Source organism: Virgibacillus tibetensis, assembly GCF_036026595.1.
Taxonomy (GTDB): Bacteria; Bacillota; Bacilli; order Bacillales; family Amphibacillaceae; genus Virgibacillus_P; species Virgibacillus_P tibetensis.
The window spans coordinates 58,840-81,567 of sequence record NZ_JARZFX010000012.1; the positions used below are offsets into that span (position 1 = coordinate 58,840).

The 22,728-nt window shown below is 34.6% G+C and carries 17 protein-coding genes and 1 pseudogene; 10 read left to right on the top strand and 8 right to left on the bottom strand.

The genetic code is table 11. The features are described 5' to 3' along the window. Positions 1 to 13 precede the first annotated feature (13 nt). From QGM71_RS17405 to QGM71_RS17415, 3 genes are all read left to right on the top strand, one after another. The gene (locus tag QGM71_RS17405; protein WP_327608842.1) at positions 14 to 3,175 is read left to right on the top strand and encodes a type I restriction endonuclease subunit R; all 3,162 of its coding nucleotides are present in this window, start codon (positions 14 to 16) and stop codon (positions 3,173 to 3,175) included. 742 nt (positions 3,176 to 3,917) lie between these two features. Further along, the gene (locus tag QGM71_RS17410) at positions 3,918 to 6,362 is read left to right on the top strand and encodes an HsdM family class I SAM-dependent methyltransferase (RefSeq protein ID WP_327608843.1); all 2,445 of its coding nucleotides are present in this window, start codon (positions 3,918 to 3,920) and stop codon (positions 6,360 to 6,362) included. Continuing rightward, positions 6,362 to 7,525 carry a restriction endonuclease subunit S gene (locus QGM71_RS17415; RefSeq protein ID WP_327608844.1) on the top strand — a complete coding sequence of 388 codons (1,164 nt, stop codon included), beginning with the start codon at positions 6,362 to 6,364 and terminating at the stop codon, positions 7,523 to 7,525. The genes QGM71_RS17410 and QGM71_RS17415 overlap by 1 nt, the downstream gene beginning before the upstream one ends. Positions 7,526 to 7,719: 194 nt before the next feature. Here QGM71_RS17415 and tnpC read toward each other — a convergent pair. From tnpC to QGM71_RS17445, 6 genes and pseudogenes are all read right to left on the bottom strand, one after another. Continuing rightward, positions 7,720 to 9,274 (bottom strand): annotated as a pseudogene (gene tnpC / locus QGM71_RS17420) (IS66 family transposase). 52 nt (positions 9,275 to 9,326) lie between these two features. Next, the gene (gene tnpB / locus QGM71_RS17425) at positions 9,327 to 9,677 is read right to left on the bottom strand and encodes an IS66 family insertion sequence element accessory protein TnpB (protein WP_327608845.1); all 351 of its coding nucleotides are present in this window, start codon (positions 9,675 to 9,677) and stop codon (positions 9,327 to 9,329) included. Further along, complete coding sequence (gene tnpA, locus QGM71_RS17430; protein ID WP_327608846.1) at positions 9,674 to 9,976, bottom strand: IS66 family insertion sequence element accessory protein TnpA; 303 nt, start codon at positions 9,974 to 9,976, stop codon at positions 9,674 to 9,676. Before tnpA ends, tnpB begins: the two co-directional genes overlap by 4 nt. Positions 9,977 to 11,743: 1,767 nt before the next feature. Further along, positions 11,744 to 12,106, bottom strand: a complete 363-nt coding sequence (locus QGM71_RS17435) for a hypothetical protein (RefSeq protein ID WP_327608847.1) — start codon at positions 12,104 to 12,106, stop codon at positions 11,744 to 11,746. A gap of 432 nt (positions 12,107 to 12,538) precedes the next feature. Continuing rightward, positions 12,539 to 13,090, bottom strand: coding sequence for a sigma-70 family RNA polymerase sigma factor (locus QGM71_RS17440; RefSeq protein WP_327608848.1), 552 nt, complete (start codon positions 13,088 to 13,090; stop codon positions 12,539 to 12,541). Between the two features lie 70 nt (positions 13,091 to 13,160). Continuing rightward, a complete protein-coding gene (locus QGM71_RS17445; RefSeq protein ID WP_327608849.1) occupies positions 13,161 to 13,400 on the bottom strand; it encodes a helix-turn-helix domain-containing protein in 240 nt (79 codons plus the stop codon). A 324-nt stretch (positions 13,401 to 13,724) separates the two neighbouring features. On the opposite strand from QGM71_RS17445, the gene QGM71_RS17450 reads away from it, so the two are divergent. From QGM71_RS17450 to QGM71_RS21925, 6 genes are all read left to right on the top strand, one after another. Continuing rightward, positions 13,725 to 13,901, top strand: coding sequence for a helix-turn-helix domain-containing protein (locus QGM71_RS17450; RefSeq protein ID WP_327608850.1), 177 nt, complete (start codon positions 13,725 to 13,727; stop codon positions 13,899 to 13,901). Between the two features lie 36 nt (positions 13,902 to 13,937). Continuing rightward, on the top strand, positions 13,938 to 14,675 hold the full coding sequence (locus QGM71_RS17455) for a DnaD domain-containing protein (protein WP_327608851.1): 738 nt from the start codon (positions 13,938 to 13,940) through the stop codon (positions 14,673 to 14,675). Next, positions 14,672 to 15,004, top strand: a complete 333-nt coding sequence (locus QGM71_RS17460) for a hypothetical protein (RefSeq protein WP_327608852.1) — start codon at positions 14,672 to 14,674, stop codon at positions 15,002 to 15,004. Before QGM71_RS17455 ends, QGM71_RS17460 begins: the two co-directional genes overlap by 4 nt. After that, entirely contained in the window at positions 14,994 to 16,253 is a 1,260-nt protein-coding gene (dnaB, locus tag QGM71_RS17465; RefSeq protein WP_327608853.1) for a replicative DNA helicase, read from the top strand. Before QGM71_RS17460 ends, dnaB begins: the two co-directional genes overlap by 11 nt. Before the next feature lie 293 nt (positions 16,254 to 16,546). Beyond that, the gene (locus tag QGM71_RS17470) at positions 16,547 to 18,520 is read left to right on the top strand and encodes a DUF262 domain-containing protein (protein ID WP_327608854.1); all 1,974 of its coding nucleotides are present in this window, start codon (positions 16,547 to 16,549) and stop codon (positions 18,518 to 18,520) included. A 256-nt stretch (positions 18,521 to 18,776) separates the two neighbouring features. Continuing rightward, the gene (locus tag QGM71_RS21925; protein ID WP_456119843.1) at positions 18,777 to 18,848 is read left to right on the top strand and encodes an HTH-like domain-containing protein; all 72 of its coding nucleotides are present in this window, start codon (positions 18,777 to 18,779) and stop codon (positions 18,846 to 18,848) included. A 416-nt stretch (positions 18,849 to 19,264) separates the two neighbouring features. Here the strand turns inward: QGM71_RS21925 and QGM71_RS17475 are convergent, their stop codons facing one another. Further along, positions 19,265 to 21,697: a DEAD/DEAH box helicase family protein gene (locus QGM71_RS17475; protein ID WP_327608855.1), complete on the bottom strand. Its 2,433-nt coding sequence runs from the start codon at positions 21,695 to 21,697 to the stop codon at positions 19,265 to 19,267. Then, complete coding sequence (locus QGM71_RS17480; RefSeq protein WP_327608856.1) at positions 21,697 to 22,020, bottom strand: nucleoside triphosphate pyrophosphohydrolase; 324 nt, start codon at positions 22,018 to 22,020, stop codon at positions 21,697 to 21,699. Before QGM71_RS17480 ends, QGM71_RS17475 begins: the two co-directional genes overlap by 1 nt. A 307-nt stretch (positions 22,021 to 22,327) precedes the next feature. Here QGM71_RS17480 and QGM71_RS17485 point away from each other — a divergent pair, with 307 nt between their 5' ends. Continuing rightward, a complete protein-coding gene (locus QGM71_RS17485; protein ID WP_327608857.1) occupies positions 22,328 to 22,720 on the top strand; it encodes a (deoxy)nucleoside triphosphate pyrophosphohydrolase in 393 nt (130 codons plus the stop codon). Positions 22,721 to 22,728 lie beyond the last annotated feature (8 nt).

The window sequence follows — 22,728 nt, forward strand, 5'->3', positions numbered from 1 at the left end:
AGGAGAAGAAATCATGACAAAGCTATCCCACAACAATGAAACCGAAGTTGAGCGCCGGCTCATTGAAGTATTAGGTGAAGGATATAATCAATGGAATTATCGCCCTGACTTAAAGTCTGAAGCGGATCTCTGGCAAAATTTGCGACAGATCATTACGCAAAATAACTTATCAGAGATTGGTGAACATCTAATTACAGATAAAGAGTTCGATACGATTAAAACAGAACTCTTACTTAGAACTAAGACTCCATTTGAAGCTGCTAAATGGCTCAAAGGGGAGAATGGTATTGCGCGTATTACCATTGAACGAGAAAATGTAGCTTTGGGACCGATGCCATTAGTCTTGTACTCCAATCATGATATTGGTGGTGGAATATCAAGATATGAAGTCGTCCATCAAATCGCAAAGCAAAAAACGTCTGTTGAAGATCGGAATCGTCGTTTTGATGTCACATTATTAATTAATGGTTTACCCATTGTACAAATCGAGTTAAAACAAGCGAGTGCGAAAGATGGTGTGTTTCAAGCGTTTAATCAAGTTAAGAAATATACAGAAGAAGGGATGTTTCGCGGGAATATCTTTTCTACGCTACAACTATTCGTTGTTTCTAATGAACAAACGACACGCTACTTTGCCAATGCAATGCCAAAAGATATGCACAAGAAATTTCTCTTTAGCTGGAGAACGACAGACAATCAAAAGGTAGAGAATCTCTATGAATTTGTAAAACAAGCTTTAAATATTCCAGATGCACACCGATTAGTCGCTGATTATACGATTGTGAGTGAAGATCAAGACAATAAAGTTTTAATGATCTTAAAACCGTATCAAATCCATGCGATTCAAGCATTATATACTTCTGCTAGTAAACACGAGTCTGGCTATATTTGGCATGCAACGGGTTCTGGAAAAACCTTAACGAGCTTTGTATCTACTAAGTTACTCGCTAAAAAACCTGGGGTAGACCGAACGATTATGCTTATTGACCGAAAAGATTTAGATAACCAAACAACTTCTGAGTTTACAAAATTTGCATCGGAATTTAATACAGGCATCTCATCTGGTAATGCACGTTCCAATAGTTTAATAGTCGGAACAGGCAGTGCCAAAGAGTTAAGGGATACATTGCTATCAGATGCGAATTCCAATACAATTATTATTACGACGCGTCAAAAGCTAGAATCTGCGCTTAGACATGCACAAAAAGTAGAAGAGAAGAAAGGTACACATCGTTTTAAAAAGCTTGTAGGCCAACATATCGTCTTTATTGTCGATGAATGTCACCGTGCTTTAAGCCCAGAAGGCATGGAAGATATGAAAGGATTTTTCCCTAACTCCACTTGGTTTGGTTTTACAGGTACACCTATATTTGAAGTAAATAAGAAGCAAGCACAAGGAAAATTAGCACGGACAACGCGTGATCAATATGGAGATGTCTTACATACCTATACGATTAAAAATGCGTTAGAAGATGGTGCGGTGTTAGGTTTTCAAGTAGAACATGGAAATACCATAGAACAAACATCTATACAAAATTCAATTTTTGAACAACTACGAAAAGATACCAAATATATAAATCAAACAAATGATGAAATAAATCGCTTGATTGATCAAATGGATGTTATCGAGCAAGAAAACTATATTGATTCTGCCGTATATGAAAATGAAGAACATATCCACCAGGTACTTCGGAAGATTTTTAGACCTGATAATGCATATATGAAATTTGATTTTGAGAATGGTCGTCCACAGAAATCCGCCATCTTCACAACGAGTTCGATTAATATGGCAAAACAGTATTATCATGCGATAAAAGAGATGACGAAAGATCCCGAATGGTTAACAAATATGTTTGCCGACCAACCAATTCGAAAAGGAAGGACCATGGAAGATATAGATTTCCCTCGAATTGCGATTACGTATTCTTTACAAGAAAATGAAGAAGAGGCAGCAGCAAACCAAAATGAAATGAAAGAAATTATCAAAGACTATAACGAATATTACGATACAGCATGGTCACTAGAGAGTATAGAAAGATACAATGGCGATATTAATAATCGTTTAGCACGTAAAAGAGCAGAGTTCAAAGAGTTTGGGAAGCAAGTTGATCTGGTAATTGTTGTTGACCGCTTATTAACTGGCTTTGATGCGCCATCTGTGCAAACACTATTTGTAGATCGTAATTTAAGTTATGCGAATCTAATTCAAGCATTTTCGCGAACGAATCGAACATATCCAGGGAAAGAGAAGGGATTAATCGTAACCTTCAGAAAGCCACATACGATGGAATACAATGTAACGGAAGCTACAAAAGTGTATTCCAATGAAGAAGAAGCATCAACCCTTATTTATCCAACATATGAGGAGTCAAAGAAACGTTTCAAAAGGGCCCACAAAAAGCTTCAAAATGTTGCACCAGATATTGAAAAGATTGACGAACATACACCTATTGAAAATCGAGTAGAATTTATAAAGGCATTTCAAGAGTTAAATAACGCTTATGAAGCACTTGTTACGTATAACGAATATAACGATGATGTGGAATACTCAAAAGCTTTAAAAGAACAGGTAATGATTATTGAAGAGTCTGTAGGCGTCTATACCACCGTAAAAGGCTCCTTAATAGATGAAGAGGAAGACAGCGATCAACCAGATGTTGATTTCTCCGATATAGAATTTTACGGAGAAAATGCCGTTAAAATATATGATGTGGATTCAAGCTATATCGATAAACTCTTAGAAACATACTCAGCCAACAACAAAAACATTCGTGATGATATTGAAAATGCATTGCAAAAATTAGAGAAGAAAGAGATTGTGAAAGAAGTATATCGTGCGATTCTAAATGCAATTGATGTAGGAGAAGTCGATGAAGATGAAGATATATTTATTGTCAAACGTACATATTTTACAGATGCACAAAATAGAGCAATTTCAAACTTTGCGAATACCTGGTTTGTTGACAAGGAAGCGCTACACTTATCGAAGGTTCAATATATCGTTGGAATGGATCCGATACCAAATATCAGTGATATTATAAACAGTAGAAATTTTGAGAAGTATAAAGCTGTAAACCCAGATGCAAAGCCATTAAAATATGGGCCTGAGATGAAGCGACAGTGGAGGAAAGTGTTAGATGAATACCTTGTGCCTTTACGAGATGAGTTGAGATAGTATGCTTAAGTATACTAAAAATAGAAATTCTCAATTTCTTAAAACTTAAATATGTAAAGATGAACAGAGTATCCTTAGATTAGTTTGATAAAAAATTACCTTCAAAATTGAATTTTATCTTAGGATAAATTTAGTTTTGAAGGCTTTTTATAACTAAAATAGTATTATTAAATAATAATATTAAGATATATCTTTAATTATATCGAAACACTTTAATAAACCTACTTTCCTTATTGATTTTTCGCTATTGATAAAGTCAAGAGGCGGCAGTGTTCCATAGTTATACTGAATTATGGGTGGATTGCAGGCAACTAGTTAGAGATAGGCACACATCGAATAATCTTAAACTGTAAATTTATCCTGATTTATCTATAGGGCATGCTAGTATTACAAGTTTTCTAGTAAGCTTATAAAGAATAATGTTCGAAAGGTGAATATATGATAAAGAAACTTGTGATTTTATATTGTAGACATTGTAAACAACATTATAACTATAATGATAATGTAGTTGTGGACTGATGGAACAGTATATTACATGCCAGTAGTTATGAAGCATTAACCGACTTTGAAATTATTGAAAGAAGGACATTTAAAGAAATCGTAAATAAACGATTATTATTTTTGTAGAATTGCAATCAACTGGCCAATTTGTAGAGCCAACCCATTTTTGTGATTAGAGAAAATATAGTATACTGTTACCAGAGCCATTCCAATTTTTGATTTAACAATATAGGAGGAGACTATGAGAACTAGCGAAAGTACACAAATAATTACAAAGTTCATACCTAAACTAACGCATGAAGCAAGGATACCTATAAGTAACCTTAAAACAGATTGCACAACTAATAAGACCGGAAATAAAAGAATTGATGTTATTATTTCGAACGTTAATAATCAAAGTGATAAATTTGAAGATTATATCCTTACAATTATTGAGGTAAAACAGGAAAGCGCATTATATTTAGACATATATGATGAAGGTTCGTTGGAAGAAGTAAGAGAAGAATATTTAAAATTAATAGTTGAAAACGTTGAGAATTATGAACAGTCTAGCCAAAATTTCCAATATGGAAGTATTCCTGAAAAAGAATGGTTTAATGCTCTAATTCAAGGTTTATGGAAGGCTAAAAAGTTAAATTTAGAATTCTTTGCTGTTACTAACACCAATAGAGTACAGTTTTACCATACTGAAACATTAAAACCTTTATACCTACAACGAACAAGCACTGTAATTGAGAATGGTAATTTTAAATTAGAAGATGTTGTGGAACAATTAAATGGGTTACCTTCTTTTAGTTTATTAAAAGATTTATCACAATCAATTACTAGTCAAAATAATATTTGTGATTATAGGAAATTAAATCAAGACGAACAAAATGAAAAAGTGAGTATGAATGAACAGCAATTTATTGATTTATTGGGACGCATACATAATGAATTCTATAAAGGATCATTATCCGGGAGAAAGAAATACCTGGGAGACGTAATATTAACTTTTCTTTTCTTTAAATATCTAGAAGAAAGGGTTCTCCTATCAGGTAGATTACATAGATATCAAGATTCAGGGATTCCATTGTGGTCGGAATGGGTAAATTACGAAGATTTAACCTTACCCTCTAAAACGATCGCAATTGGTCAAAAAATATATGAAACAGTGAAACGACAACTAGAGTTACTGGCAAATACTGAAGATGTCAAAGACAATCATGGGGAGTATATAAGGAATTATGAAAGAGAATATAGAGATTTCAGTAGTATATTAGCAAATATCAATCAAATTCCTGATAATGATATTGGCTACACTTTCTTAGCAAAGTTATATAAGGAATTAAACGGAATAAATACTTCGACTAGTAGGATGGAGAATATATTATATCTTCATGCTTGTAATTTTGATGTATATGGTTCTATTTATGAAAAATTTAAAGATAAAGATGAAAAAGAAGAGTTAGGGCAATTTTATACTAGAAGGCATATCGCAAAAGTTTTGGCAAGACTTACTTTAAAACCTTATATAGAAAAGCTTAAAGGAAAAATCCACAATTATATTAATGATCAAACTGAACGTGGCAGCAAAATAGATCCAAATAGAATTATAAACATAATAAAAGAAGATTTTGAAAAAATGAAAATACTTGACCCATCATGTGGTACGGGTGGCCTTCTTACGGAAGCGTACGAGTACCTAGTTGAAGAGTATACGACTATTCTTAATGGAAAAAACAAAGAGATTTCAAGTGTATTAAGTAACGATGCCTTTACTGGAATTGATATTGAAGAGGATAGTATTAAAAAAGCAAAGTTAAATATGTTTTTTGCTGGTGATGGTCATAATCGATTATTTAGAGGTAGCTCATTAGAAAAACTTTATAATCAAGAAATAGAACTATCTGATAATTGCGATGAAAATGAATGGAATGTAATTATTAGTAACCCACCTTATGGAAAAGGGAAGGAATATACATTCATGAAAAAGTATATTGATGCTCTCCCTTATAATGGAAGAATAGGAATAATAATTCCAAATGGAATCTTAGAAAATCCTACTAAAGTTGGGTTCCGTAAATATATCTTAAAAAATATTAAGATTGAAAGTATAATTTCACTTAACAAGTTTGTATTTGCACCTTATACAAAACAAAAAACTTATATGTTAATTGGATATAAACGAGATAAGATTGCTATCGACGAATTAAACGGCAATTTTATTGAGGAACAATCCGGTATAATTACTCCCAAATTAAAATTTGAAAATCTATCTGATAAAATATGGTTTTATAATCTTGATTTTGATGGATATAACTTATCAGATGATAGATGGGAAACCGATTTAGTAGTAATAAATGACGATGTTCCAGAATATATCCATAATGATATAAATGAACTACTTAACAATTATTTAAAGCCTGATATTATTAAGGAGAATCAATTGGGGGTTGAAGGGGAACTGTTAGGTGTAAAAGACGAAAGTGGAAAACATATTTTAAGAAAGTCTGGCTACTATCAATTGAATACTGACATAACTGAATCAAATTACTATAATTTATTACCAGAGTTTTATATGAGACCATACACTCCTGAATATTTAACCGAGGATGAATTTGAACAAGAAGTCTCGACAATATGGGATGAGATTAAAGATTTAACTACAAAATTCCAATCCACTATGGGAGAAGTAAATAAATAATGGTTAAAACAATAAAAGAGGTCTTTAAAATAAATGGTGGAAACTCTGGTTTAACAAAAAGGTATTTGTATAGTAGAAGACCCAAAGAATCCACAGATGCAATTCCAGTATATTCAGGATCAATAGGTGAAGAATTGAGTTTGGGATACATTGATAATAAATACTTAGATGATCTAAAAACATTCACAGGACCTGCAGTTGTTATTTGTAGAAAAGGTCTTGCGGGTTCAATGGAGTATGTCACTGATGAATTATTTACTGTAAATGATGATGCTTATGTTATGTACGTAAATGATGAATATAAAGAAAGTGTAAATTTAGAGTGGGCATCATTTAATTTACAAAAACTATTCTATCAAATATCAACTTCAAAAAATGGAAACGGAACATTTAGCAAGACATATGCAGAGAAGCAAGATTTTGATTTTCCTTATATTAGAAATCAAAATGAAGAGTTAATAATGTACCGTCAGCTTACCTATGCAGATAGTTTAATTGTTAAAATACAGGAAAGAATTGATGATTTTCTATCTAGAATTTGTATGTCGAATGAAATGACAGAGTATAAGGTGTCAGATGTTTTTTACCTAGATACAGGTAAAAGAATCACCAGGAAAACTCTATACAATAATTTAAATCAGTTTATAGGCAGTGAAAACCTTATACCTATCGTTTCGTCTGGAGCGAAAGGTAATGGAATCTTTGGTAATGCAACGGAAGATTGGTTGAAAAATACTTATAAACGTGGAAGAAAAACTGTAAATCAAAGTTGGGATCCTTGGAAAAATTATGTAGGTGCTGATTTTATTATTGATAGTTCTTGTGTTACTTGGAATACTGATGGTGATGCTGGTACCTTGTTCTATAGAGATTATAGTTTTTTTCCAACTGATCACTGTGGAGTTTTAATACCAAAAGAGAAATACACTGAAAAAGTAAATCTCAAGTACTTTGTCTATAGTCAAAAATACAATTTCAAACAAAATTCAGATAGGGGAAATCTACATAAAGAACAAATGGCTAATTTAACCTTTATGTTACCTGATATTGACACTCAGAATAAAATTGCAGAAAAAGTTGATGAGCTATTAGACTTTTATAATAATCTAACATTACTCAGAAATAAAATAGTAAAGTTAAGAACTACAGAATTAACTTTGTGATCTAAAGGAAACTTATTATCTGTAATTAACCTACTAACTACATTAATTATTGAAGTGAATGCATATGATATGTGACTAATTGACGTGAGCTGTTTGCTTTGCAGCTCACCTTTTTTTATTTTGTACCTAAATGCTATGTAAGCGTCAAATAGCCCACACCTATTATTCAGGTCTGGGCTCATGCTATGATTGGGTTACTTCTTACTTGGTATGCGACAACCTTCTGGTATATAGTCTGACCAAGGTAGATACTTTTGGATTTCATTAGAATCTGTCAGATCTACATTCGGAAGTTCTTCAAATAAATATTTTAAGTATGCATAGGGGTTAAGATTATTCGCCTTAGAGGTTTCAACGACACTATAAATAAGAGCGCTACTTTTTGCACCCTTCGCCGTATTGCTGAAAAGCCAATTTTTTCTTCCCAAAACAAAGGGCTTAATTACTCTCTCCGCACGATTATTATCCAATTCTAATCGTCCATCCAAAAGAAAGGCTTCAAGTTTATGCCACTGAGACTTGCAATATTTAATGGCCTTACCCAATGCACTTTTTGGTAACACCTTCGGTGCTTGTACTTTTAACCATTTAGAAAATTCATCTAAGATGGGAAGGCTTAATTTTTTCCTCTCGTGACAACGCTCAACGGCATCTAAGTCTTTAAGTTGGCGTTCAACTTTATATAGCTGATCACAAAAATCCAAACCTTCTTGCGCAGTAAGCCGTGAGGCGTTTGCTGTCTCTGGAAGTGCGGTTAATGCATCTTTAAAATTCCGACGTGCATGTGCCCAACATCCAACCAGCTTCACATTCGGTATCGCGTGGTAACCGGCATAACCATCCACATGTAGATAGCCACTGAATGTTTCTAAGAACTGTTTCGGATGTTTACTTGCGCGTGTTTGTTGGTAATCATATAACACTTCAGGCTCATGTGCGGTACCTGTTCGAAACATCCACATGTATGAAGTGGATTGACTTTTTCGTCCAGGTTCAGATAACACTTGAAAGTTTCATCCGCGTGCAGGACCTCTTGGTTGATCATATATTGATACATCTGATCGAAAATTATAGATAACCACTTCTCTGCACCGTAAATGATCCAATTTGCAATGGTCTGTCTCGATAAAGATAATCCAAGGCGTTCCAACGCTTTTTCTTGACGATAAAGTGGCATGCTGTCCACGTACTTATTCGACATTAAATACGCTATCGCCGAAGGTGATGCTAAACTGCCTGGATAAACAGGAGATGGTGACTTGGCGATTTGAATAGGTGTTTTAATCTCATGACGCAATGACGGCACCCGTAAATATAACGCACATGCTTTTTCACTTTAGCCTGTGCAGGGATAATCTCGATTTCTCTGCGCACTTCCGTGCTCATTTCATGCAATTCTCCATCACAACAAGAACAGACCTGTTCCTCTTCTGATAAACGATACTCAATCGTTTCAGTCGGAAGGTCTTCGAGCTTCTGGTCACGCTGTCCTTTCTTCTTACGGATGTAAGTAATCGTTTCAATCGCAGGCTCTTCTACATCTTTATTTGATGTATCTTCAGCTTCATTAAATAGAGAAAGTTGATCCGTGTTTTGTTCACTTGAAGCACCAAATTGTCTTTTTTGACTCAGTCTAAATTGTTCCTCATACCATTTTGGCTTTGCTTCAAGTTCTTCTTTTTCAAGTTCAAGTTTCTCAGCGCGGTCTTTATAAAATTGGGCATCTTTTGCGTTCGTTATCTTTTCCATAAAATTTATTATACGAAAAAGAATCCGCCTTGAACAGAGCGAATTCTCATTTTTATAAAATTGTTCGTGCTTTAACTTCACGGTGCGCGGATTGTTGAATCGTCAAGCCATCCAATAACCAACGGAGTTGACGCGGGGAGATATCTTTTGTTTGCTTAGATGATTCATCTGGCCAAGAAAATTTACCGGTCTCTAGTCGTTTATAATAAAGCCAAAAGCCATTATTATCCCACTGTAGAATTTTTAATTTATCTCTATTTCGATTACAGAACACAAAGAGTGCAGGTGAGAATGGATCAAGTTCAAATGCTTCTTTTACTATAATTGCTAGGCCATCAATTGACTTTCTAAGGTCCGTAGGGCCACAAGCTAAATAAACCCTTTCATAGTATGGGTGAATCATTGATACTTCAATAAATGTAATACATCAGATAAAAGTTGACGATCAACCTGTGGTTTTACTTCCACTGATAGCTTATCTATCTTAATAATGATGGATGAATGCTCATCGCTGTTAGCCGAATGGCTAATTTCTAACCAATCGGTAGAAGAAGTATTATCTGTCTGTTGACCTAACTTACGTTTCCAGTAATACATTTGATGAATATTAATATTTTCTTTACGACACCAAGCAGCTATACTAAGGCCACTTTCGCACCATTGATCCATTCTTGTCTCCCATTCTAACTGTTTATCTGACATGAAAAGCCTCCTTCAAGAATTAATCTATGAAGATTATCTCATCTGGAGACTGTGTTGGATACGTGTGAAGTATTTGACGCTTACTTTTTTTATTTTGTACCTAAAAGCTATAAGTAAAGAAGTTCTATCTTCTATCATGAAAAATTTTATTCCAAATTGAACAATTGAATATAATGACAATCGAATAAGTAAATTCATCGATCAATACGGCAGGTGTGCCATCTCTGGAATGGAACTAGGCATAAACGATTGGCATTGTCACCATAAGAATCCGTATTATCTTTCAAAGGATGATTCATTCTCAAACCTAGCAATCCTTCATGAATCTGTCCATAGACTAGTACACTTAAAAGATAGTGATAAGATAAAAGCATTGATAAAAGTCCTAATCTGACGAAAAAGCAAATAGAAAAACTTAATGAACTTCGATTAAAATGTCAAAATCAAGCAATTTGATTTCGGAAGAAAGCAACGTCAATCTAATAATACATAGAATTGAATGAATTAGATTAGTTGGAACGCCTTATGCGGTGAAAGTCGCACGTAAGGTGTGAGAAGGGGGAAAAGGGAGCGATAACTTCAAACCCTTACCTATCTGTATAAGCTAACGGGTGCTAGAAACACAAGCAATTCGATACTCCAATTTTTATAATGAATTGAGCAGAAATTTAAAAAACAAGAAATCAAGTAGGTTTCCTATATTTAGCCTGCCAGCGTATGTATTTTGAATACCCCTTGAATACCCTTTATGAAAAAGTGGTTAAAATCCCATGAAATACAAACAGGGGAAAACGTTGATTTAAAGCGGTTTATGAACTTCCATGTAATATGGAAGAAGCTCTTCTATGAAAGAACGTTAAAAGTTCTATGTTAGCTGGAATTGTGCTTTATATGTTTATGGCAGATGGGGAAGGCGGAGCAGAAGAAATAGTAGTACGATTAGCAATTAACTGATTAGCTACAAATAAAAAGTAATTCGCTTGTAGGACGTTCTAACAACTTTAGATTGCATGTTTGGTTGCATATTCGTGTGTAGATTCGTTTCTATTTCATGGCATGAACATTCGTCCGTATATTCGGTTGTTATTGTATCAATGTGTGGACAAAAATAGACAAGATATTATAGTAGTCACATAAAGAATATGATAAAGATAATTGTTCATGTTTATGTTTAATATTGGTCTTTTTTATGTTTGGTAAAAATACAAAAACATTGATTTAATAGGTTATTTAGAGGTTGTTTGTTCATGTTTATATGGTTAATGTATGGGCGGCGTGATGTAATCTTATAAAATGAACTTTGATTGAAGATAAACGTATGAAAAGAGGCTTCCAAGTTATAAAGGTCCATAGCCATATTGAAAAAAGGATAAACGATATGAATAAAAGATATAGCGGAACAGTTGTAAACAGTCCGTCATTCAGTTGTACATTTTTTGTCGTACAGTGGTAAAAAACTATGTCAAGAATGGTATATTTAATTGGCTGGAATACAACCAAGTGTAACCGTATAACTTTTTTTAAAAATACCAACCTAAAATACCCCGGACTACTGATTGTTTAGATATTAATTTTAGATTAAAAAAAGTGAGCCTATCAACATGTTATGAACAAAACTTTTGGTACCTTGACCTTGAAAGCAAATCATTGATTTTCTGGAGAGAAGTTCTTGGAGAAGTCATTATAATTGCTACAATGTTACTGTGAAATAAGGTGGTCGTATATAAATCAAAGCTGAGTAGATAGGCTTTATAAGAGAGTAGGCACTTAAATATTAACTTCCTTACTCAAATAATCATTCACAGATTGTAGTAAATCGTACTCATCCTGACTTATTACATGGCAATGTGCAATTTTATTTCTAATTGGTATAGTTTCGTGCAAGGAGATAAAAATTATTTTTGAAAAATAGTTTGTAAAGCATGGATATCCCCGCATTAAAGCTAATAACTCGTAATAATTAAAAAACTTTAAACCTTTCCTATAAGGAAGATATTTCATAGCTTTTGGACCATTTATAAACCAAGCAATACCATATTCATTTCTCATTACACTTTCAATAGTATAATGTAATTTATTTTCAACCTCATATAATAGACCATAGGCATTCTTCATAAATTCCAGTTCCATAAATTTTCTCCATTCAAGTTATTTAAATTTACAATTGAACGGGGTGTCAAACTCTATGAGGTTAAAATCAAGGTTCAATACTAATAAAATAATCATATAATTCCTCTTGTTCAAATTAAACTATATCAAAATACCTGTCCTTTACAAGCTTTTTTTAGTAATTTAAAAAGTTGCCTCTTCTATTTTTGATATCAGTATCTGAAACATTTCACGAAAGAGGAAACCTGGCTTACAACATAGAGTGTAGAAAATAGGAGTCTATCAAAGAATGCATCTATAAAATAGTTTGCAAAGAAGCTGCATTTATAGGAGAACCTAGTTATGTGTCTCCTATCCTAGAGTATTTTCCATCTACTTTTCCTTCAAGCACACGAAATAAAAAACAGAAAGAAAGCAAAAAACATTTTAGTTAGCACCGCTAATTATGGTGTGTTAACCCTGTAGAAGCTCTAACAGCTGATTCTGAAACTCTGGATTATTTAATTTCTTCCTAGCCTGTCTTGCCCAGCTTTTCACTGCTTCTACCGTAGTATTTTCCTGAATAGAAAGTTGCTTTAGTGACATACCAACGATCACTGCATAATATATCCATTTCCATTGATTTAAAGTTAATTGGGATTTAATTTGTTTCCAAAGCGGAGAGTTGTCCAAAAAAGTAGTGTGAATTTGGCTGGATAAAAGAATTGGATTGTTCGAAGAGTTGAGACTCTCTATAGTATTATCCTGAAAAGAGGTTTGAATATGTTTTAGATAGTTGTTCTGTTGACGGAGCAAATCAATAATTCGATTCCGGATGGTATAGTTAAAATAGGTGGAAAGGACACCTTTGTCAGGCTGGTAGGTTTGGTATGCATTCCACATAGCGCAGAGGCCTTCCTGGAAGTATTCCTTATGTGGGTCGTGGATGTTTAACTTATGAATCTGGTAATGAATACGACGCTTGTTTTGCTGGTAAAAATCTTCAAATGTGTGTTGGTTAGTCACAGTATGACTCCCTTTATATGTGAGATAAAGGAGGTTTTTTGTAAGATGTTCTTAGAAGTAGTGAGAAGTTTTAAACTTGGTGATTTTTGTAGAGTTGTATAATTTTATCATGAAATGTACTGGGAATCTCAAGGATTACAGCCATTTTTATATACGTAGTAAGCGTTGTATCGCTTTCTCCACGTTCAATGCGCCCAAGGTGATTAGTACTAATACCAATTTCTTCTGCTAGTCTTTCAATTGTAAATGACATTTCTTGGCGATATTCTCTTAGAAACTGTCCTATCAATTGTCTAAATTGCTCATCCACTAGAATCCCCCTTTTCAGAATAATTATCCATTGAGGATGTGGAAAATTACACAACATATATGTGGTATTTTGTGAATGAGAAAATTATCTATTAATCACGATCTTTATTCTTAAATTCTTATGAAAAAAAAGAATATCATTTTATTTAAGTAAATCCATATAGATTGCCATTATCGGCAGTCTATATGGATTATTTTTTTGTACAAAAAACAATCTCAATTCTACTAATCAAAAATAAATTTCAACAAATTTAACACAAAATGCCCCTAATCCTCCTTTTTTTTCGATAGTAGTTTTGAAAGAACGAAAAAAGGAGATGTAAATATGGAAATAAAACCAATGACCGTAAAAGAACTAGCTGTCTATTTGGGTGTACACACAGATACCATCTATAAGATGGCCCGCCAGAACGAATTACCTCACTTTCGAGTTCGTGGAAAGATTCTCTTTACTCAAGTTGCAGTGAATGCATGGATTCGTGAACAAGAGCTTACCAGCTAACAAGAACGTGAAGAGATTTGAAAGGGCTGTTATAACATGAACTACATTAAAGAACTGAATGCATTCAGAAATTGGCTGCTCTTAAGCGAAATCCCCACCAGCGCAATTGCACTATGGTACACGCTGATGGCTATAAACAATTCGGTTGGATGGAAGAGTAGCTTTAATGCACCTAATTCCGTTGTGCAGCAATTAACTGGGCTATCAAAGCAAGGGTTATTAAATGCGCGGAATGAGCTGATAGAGCATAACTTAATTTGTTGCGAAAAAGGAAAAAAGGGGAAGGCACCTGTCTATAAAATGGTCTCATTGGTCAATTCAGTTGACCAATGCATGTACCAATCCGTATACCAATCACTTGACCCATCACTAGACGAATCATTGACCATACCTAAACAGAAATTAAAACAGAAACAAAAGAGCAGAAGAGGAGAAAAAGAAGCCGAAAACCCATTTCTCATTTTCGAACAAAACTTTGGGATACTTCGTCCAATTGCCGGAGAGTCATTAATTGCCTGGTGTGAAGATCTTGGGGATGATATTGTGGTTGCAGCAATAAAGCTTGCAGTTAAACGAGGCGGTCACACATATAGCTATATCGAGAAAATTTTAAAAGAATGGGCTCATGCCAAACTGACCTCAATTGATCGTGTGAGAGATTATGAAAGGCAGAAAGCTGCCAATCGGGATAATACCATTCCGTTTAGAAAGCGAACAGAAAAAAGCAGGCAAACTTTATTTGATGAATTACGACAGGAGGGGTCACTACCATGACGCATGAAGAAGCAATCGATGTTCTGGAGACCATTGCTGATGTTTATCCTAAATTTGAAATTACAAAGAAAAAAGCAAAATTGATTTTACCGCCATTGAAGCAGATGGATTATAACGGAGTGATGGATAAATTAGCTGCCTTTGTTGCCAGGCACCCATATGCCCCGACAATTGCAGAAATTGCGGCCTACCCTCCGGAACCAAATGAATATTTAGCGAAGATGGACCAGTGGCGGGAAGATGCAGTTAATGTATCAGCTGAGACAAAGGAACGCTTTCGTATGTCCTTGCTTAAACTCATTGCGGAGAAATCGAATCATGAGAGCTGAAAATTATGAGGCAGAGGCAGCAGTACTTGGAGCAGTTCTTCTAGACGGAACACTCTTCAAGGACTTGGTAGTACAGGAAGAGCATATGTATCATGCCCAACACAAAAAAATATACCGGGCAATGAAACAGGCATCTGTTTTAGATGAATTTATTGATCTTGTGGTAGTTACTACTAATCTGGGAAAAGAAATAAATCAGGTAGGGGGAACCAGCTACCTATTGGAAATGACCGAATCTGTAGCCAGTACTGCAAATATCAAGCACCATGAACGATTAATTTTCGATGCCTATCGTTTAAGAAAGTCACGAGAGTATGCCATAAAATACAGTGAGCAGCCAAGTGAAGGAGAATTAGAAGTACTCATTTCCAGCCTTCAGTCCATCCGTGAAGTAGGAATAATACCCCAAGGTAAATCCACGTATGATTACTTGTTTGAAATTACGAATGAAATGATTGAACCAGGGAGTCAGCAGTCAGGGTGTGCAACCTCATATAAGAACCTTGATGAGATGACTGGTGGCATACAGCGAGGAGATTTGGTTATTGTAGCTGCACGACCATCTGTTGGAAAGACAGCTTTTGCACTTAATTTGGCATCAGGGCATTGCAAGAACGGTGGATCTTCCTCTGTGTTTAGTTTAGAGATGGGGACGAAACCATTACTTAGAAGGATGATATCATCAGAAGGGTCAATTGACGGTCAGAAGTGGAAAAGCATGGCATTCTCTACCAAGGATTATGAGCAAGCTTTTCATGCGGTTGGGAGTATCTCTAATTGGAGTCTTGCCATTTTTGATAATAAGCGAACCATCCTGGATATCCGCTCAACCATCCGAAAGAAGCTTTATGATGAACCGGGAGGAAATCATCTCGTCATTATTGATTATCTGCAGCTGATCACACCAGGCCAAAGACGTGAAAGGAGAGATCTGGAAATTGGAGAAATAACCCGCGAATTAAAATTGCTTGCCATAGAATTAAATATCCCGATAATATTACTCTCACAATTATCACGAGGGGTAGAATCACGTCACGATAAACGCCCCCTCATGTCTGACCTAAGAGAGTCAGGAAATATTGAACAAGATGCAGATGTCATTATGTTTTTGTATAGAGAGGATTATTATGTGAAAGGGACAGTGCAAGGCAGGATTGAAGTTATTATCTCCAAGCAGCGTAATGGCCCAACAGGTACAGTGGAGTTGGCATTTCATAAGGAGTATGGGCGGTTTGTGGATGTTGGTTAAGTAGGTTATTCTTTTATAGAGAAAAAGAGTTATAGGGAATAATGAATGAGAGTCGGATTATGTGTTGGCAGCGTACATCATTGTGTAATAAAGTGAAAATTTATGTTTAAGGAAGGACTTTACAGTATATTGTCGAATTGTTTATTAGTGTGCTAAATTAATTGCTACTATAAATTGAAGTTAACAGGTGATGTATTCTGCACTACTTAGAAATATTATTCTATTATGGTAAAAAAGGATTAGCATAGACTTTATAAGGTCACAAACGAATATGATGTTAGGAAGTGAATGAAATGAAGGCAAGTGAAACAAATCTTCAAGCGATTATTGAAGGTACTAAACAATACATTATTCCAATGTTTCAACGTACATACAGTTGGGAGCAAAAACAATGGAAGCAATTATGGGATGATATTGTAGAATTAATAGAAGACAATGATAATCAATCTCATTTTATTGGATCTGTAGTATCAATACCAGTTAATGCAAACACTCATGGTGTTCAACAATTTCTAGTTATTGATGGACAGCAAAGAATGACCACTTTACTTATATTATTAGCAGCAACTAGAGATGTAGCCAAAAAATTGAAAAATAATAATTTAGCGGAAGAAATTCAACATACATTGTTAAAAAATAGTTATAAATCTGGAGAAGATATGTATAAGTTTTTACCTACCCAAGTAGATAAGTCTAACTTTAAAAAAATAATCAATAGTGACATTTCAACTGATTTAAATAATTCGAGAATTTTGAAGGCGTATTGGTACTTCCACGAAATGATTGAAAAAGAAATTAACGATTTAACAATATTTAAATCTACCATTACAGGGGACTTATCGATAGTTAGTATTGTTTTATCGCCAGAAGATAATCCATACCTAGTATTTGAAAGTTTAAATGCAAAGGGACAACCACTTACACAAGCTGATTTAATTAGAAATTATTTATTCATGAGGATTCCAACTGAAGATCAAGAGGATCAATATACACGATATTGGCTTCCTATGCAAGAAGAATTAGGTGATCACCTCACAGAGTTTATTCGCCATTTTTTATTGGGTGAAAATATAAATGTGAAAAAAAATGACGTATACGTAAAGTTAAAGGAAAAAACTGTTAGGCACGATGCCAAGGAATTTTTAAAGAACCTTTCTGAATTCGCAGAATACTATGGTAGGCTGTTAAACCCTAATTTAGAAGATAATATTAAGATACGTAAATACATACATAGGATTAATGATTTTGAAGCCAAGACGGCATACCCTTTCCTATTGTTTATTTATAGAGACTATAAGAAAAATAGGTATTCTGCAGATCAATTTATTCGAGTGTTGCAGATTATTGAGAACTATTTAGTAAGAAGATTTGTTTGTAATATAGATTCGAAGTCTTTAAACAAAATATTTGCATCTTTATACAACCAAATAAGTATTCACGAAGCAGATCAATCAATAGAGGAATTCACAAGCTACTTGCAAAACCGTGGTTATCCAAAAGATGATGAATTTGTCAGTGCTTTAAAAGAAAACCATTTATACGGCCAAGGAGATACAAGGAAAAAAGGGAGTTTTATATTAAGAGCTATTGAGGATTCATATTCACATAAGGAACAGGCAGATTTAACAAAGGCCACCGTAGAACATATTATGCCACAAACACTTACTGATGCGTGGAATGAAGAATTGGGTGGGAATGCAGAATTTATTCATTCTACCTACTTGCATACTTTGGGTAACCTAACGCTCTCTGCCTATAATACTGAATTATCAAACGAACCATTTTTGGTGAAAAGGAGGTATTATGAAAAAAGCAATTTACAAATGAACAAAAGTATTACTCAATATAAAAGTTGGAATGAAACTAGTATTAACAGTCGAACAGAAGAATTAACTCGAACTATTATAACAGTTTGGCCTTATTTTGGGAAAGCAGAGAATGAGCTAAGGAAGATAACAGGAAGCTCACCACGACTTCTTACAATCTCGGAACAGTCTTACTCAGTAAGGTCATGGCGGGAGGTAATGGAAAAAACCATAATAACTGTTTTTGAAAATAACCACGCAAATTATCAAAAAATAATGGACAAATATCCCGGCTTTATTTCTGAAAATGGGTTAGAGATGAGAAAAGCAAGGAAAATTGGTAATGGACATTACATGGAGGCAAATTTAAGTGCTAACGCTATTCACCGTTTTTGTACTAATGCCATGGAAGAAGCAGGTTACAATAAAGAAGAGTGGAATGTAGAAATTGAATCAAAATAAGAGATAGATGGTTCCATTGATATAAATGTATAAGTGCTGGAGTCCTATACGTATACAAATACTTACAACCTATAATTTTTAATTCTAGTAACCTAATTATAGATGAGCAATCTTGAGTTAGCCAAATATCTTAATGAAATGTACTCTAACGCTCCAGAAGGTTATCAAGTAGCTATATTCACTTGTTTGGAATCAAATATGCAGATTATATTTTAAAGAATAATTATAGGGTACTGATATTGTTCGTGCATCAGGGTTGAAACCTTCGTATGCAACCGAAGTAAGTAAAGGTATTAAATTGTCTAAGTACGTTGTGCCCAAAAAATAAAAAATGCGGAAGATTAATGGGAATAAATGGCATTATATAATTAGGAAGAGAAATCATCTGATGATGATTTCTCTTTTTGTAAAAGATAAATATTCATAAAATATTAGGGTCTACTAACGTAAGAAAAGGTATTCTTTAGAGGCGTAGATAATAACTGATAGTTTTCTAAATCCACAGGAAGATCTTTAGTCAATTCTGCTGGTTTTATAGTGTTAAATCGGAGGCAAGTAAGAGATTGAATATTAGTTTAGGAGCTGTTAGTTAAAGTGCGCATTCTTCCCATTGACTAACAGATTTCTAATATTTAAGAATAAATTTCTAGGTACAGGACTCTAAACCAAAATTATATCTTTTTGAGATTTTCTTTTCTTCTTCACTTAATTTTGAAAGTTTATAATCTCGTATTCTTTTTACAATCATCCATGCGACTTAACACCCTTCCTCTCAAAATAAACCTGCATCTTATACTTACAAATCTCACTAGTCATCTCATGTAATACAAGCTGCTCATTTTCATCAACTTCAAAATTCATCCCAAATTGATTTTCTTTAAAATAAACAAGATCATCCTTACCAACCCATTTGGACATGGGCATGTTAGCTATTAGTTTTGCGATTTTTGTTTCATCATAATTCCATAGTTTTTTTGCACTTTTATGCGAGAAGTCTTTGTTCTTTCTATAGCTTTTTTCCATGAAAAATTGATGGAAATAGCGGGAGACTTCCTCTGGTGTAATGGGTTTCAGCCAATCAGTTGGTCCTTTATTAAGCAGATATTGTAATACAACCATCTTATACGATTTTTTCATTTTTTCATTTTCTACTTTGTTCAACCAACGGTAATGCTTTTGATAAACAGTTGATTCATGATCTGTTAATTCACCGTATTCGTTTAGAAATGCGAAGTATCCTCCAAAGGCTTGTTTGTATTCCTTTGAATTAGTGGTCCCGTGTTTATGAACTTCCTCGTAGGATGGTCGTTTTCCTAGTTGCTCTTTCACTTTTAGATAGTCTAAATAAACCCTTTCCTTTCGTGAACTGCGTTTTAATCTCATTTCTTCCAGCAGATTAATTACCTCTGTTTCAAAATGAATGGCACAGGAGTCCGGTACGATTGGAACAACATTTTTACGAGATATAGCGTCATCGGCTTGGAATTCATTAAAAACTTGCAACTTCGTATCCGCATTTCGGTAATTCCCAATCAGATCAATAATGACGCAGTTATTTTTGCCGGCGTATTTTCGTAGTCCTCTACCTATTTGCTGAGTAAATACAACCAATGATTCTGTTGGTCTAGCAAATAATAAGGTATCTACGGAAGGGATATCGACACCTTCATTAAATAGATCTACTGTGAAAATGATATCTATCTCATTTGTATCCAGTATTCGAATTGCTTCACCACGGGAAATGTCCTTTTGTTCTGAAGTTAACGCTATTGATTTCACACCTTGTTCCGTAAAATAGTTAGATAGAAATCCAGCTTGCTGAATAGAAGAAGTAAACGCAAGGGTGCGGGTTTGCTTATGTTCATTCCATTTTTTATAAATCTGCGCTGCACGATCTCTTTGAAGTTGCTGACGCATCAATTCATGTTGATCGTACTGATTCCCAAGCCATTTAATCTTTTTATAATCAATATCATCCTTCACTCCATGATAAATAAACGGAGCAAGCCAGCCATGTTGAATTGCTTCAATAAACGTTATTTCATAGGCAACATTTCCATCACAGATTGCAAAGACATCCTGGCCGTCAGTCCGTTCAGGGGTTGCTGTTAATCCTAAGAGAAACTTTGGCTGAAAATAATCGATGACCTTCTGATAACTTTTAGCTGCAGCATGGTGGAATTCATCGACAATAACTAAATCAAATTCTTCTGGATCAAATTTATATAATTGATCCTGGATACTTAGTGTAAAGATGGATGCGAAGAGCATATCGTGGTTCGGATCTTTTTCCAAACCATTATAAAGACCGCCTGATTTTCCAAGAACCTGTTCAAAGCTTTTCTTGGCCTGCTTAAGAATCTCCTCGCGATGGGCGATAAATAATATTCTCTTGAATCGTTGAGCGAAAAATGCAGCTAAATATGTCTTTCCAAGTCCTGTTGCCATTACGACCATTGCTTTATTGTAGTCCTCTTCCATGGTGTCATCCAACTCTTGTAATGCAGCCAATTGTGCAGGTCGAGGTTCAAGTTTTGTCGTGTAGGCAGCTGGGTTATCGACAATTTGCTGTGGTAATTCTTCCTCTTCGTTAGGTAACGTCAATTCTATTTCCTCATGTTTCGTCCAGGTGGAAAGTAGATTCGCATTCTTTGCATGAAATTCATCATAATCCTGTTGAAAGGTTTTAAGTGATTCACGGTTAATCTCAATCGTTTGACTATCATAAAAAGTTTCAATGAATAAATCTATCGCCTGATTAAATGTATCGACAGAAGCATTACGCTGCATTCTTAAGTTCCACTCAACCCCACTGGTTAATGCTGAACGAGAGAGGTTAGAGGACCCAACGATAATTGCACCTTCTTCCTGATGCTGAAATATGTATGTCTTCGGGTGAAAGGAGATTCCGCTACTGCGCCATAGCCTGATTTCCAGATTATTACCTTCTAAATCTAACAATCTAGCTAAAGCCTTAGGTTGTGTTACGTATAAGTAATCACCCGTTAAAATTTTAATATCTGCTCCATTTTTAAGCGCATCCTGAAGCGCATCAAAAATAACCTCTGCTCCTGATTTCATAATGAATGAGGTTAGGATGTATATGGTAGAGGAATTCTGGATATCTTCTATTAATTGCTTATGCAGCTTCGATGTATGTAACGTAATATCAGCCATTAGTCTTCAACCTCGATTAAGAATATTTTTTCGTCAAATCCCCCTCGTTTAGCAGCTTTATCAGCCCGGATTTTTTCCACTTCTTCTACCGAGGATCCATGAATACGAATAAGGGCGTTCATTAATTCCAACACATCAGCCAGCTCTTCCAGTGCATCTGCATTAGTTGAAGCAGTTTGATATTCTTCTACTTCTTCATTTAATTTTTTCTTAAGCTCTAGAATATAGCGGTCGTGGTCAAGTGTTTCTGTTTTTAGCTCTTTACCAGATTTCTCAATAATTTCCGGGATTCGATCACGAACTAGTTTGTTGTAAGTAGGCATGAGAATTCTCCTTTTATTGGTTGTTATCTATATATTATAGAAAGAAGAATATTCTAGCAAATTGTGTATTAGATCTAATTAACTAACTAGCACATGAATCTAGTAATCGCCATGATTGGTTGCCTGTTAACGGAATAAGAAGTACTATATAATTAGGTTAATTTTGTAAGTAAGGGGAAAACGTGGCAACCACAGAATAAAAATTAAAGTTAGTGCATAAATAGGTCTCTTCTTTTCTACCTCTTTTAATGTCAATAATAATTCATGTATAATCGATTATATAAAAAAATTATAGGTGGGGAAGTAATTGGAGAAAAAGAACATACACGTAGTAGGTGCTGTAATTGTCAATGATAGTAAGATTCTTTGCGCACAAAGAGGGGAAACAAAGACATTATCTTACAAATGGGAGTTTCCCGGTGGAAAGATCGAGCAGGGTGAGACTGCTGAGGAAGCTTTGAGGCGGGAGATTGAAGAAGAAATGCAGTGTAAGATCAGCGTAGGAGAGCAAGTTGATCATACGGTCTATGAATATGATTTCGGGGTTGTGCATTTGACTACTTTTTATTGCGCGTTAATTGAAGGAGAACCAGTTTTAACCGAACATCAATCGATTAAATGGTTGTTAAGGGAAGAGCTTCCAATGCTTGATTGGGCTCCAGCAGATATTCCCGCCGTAGAGAAGTTGGTAAACGATTAACATCATCC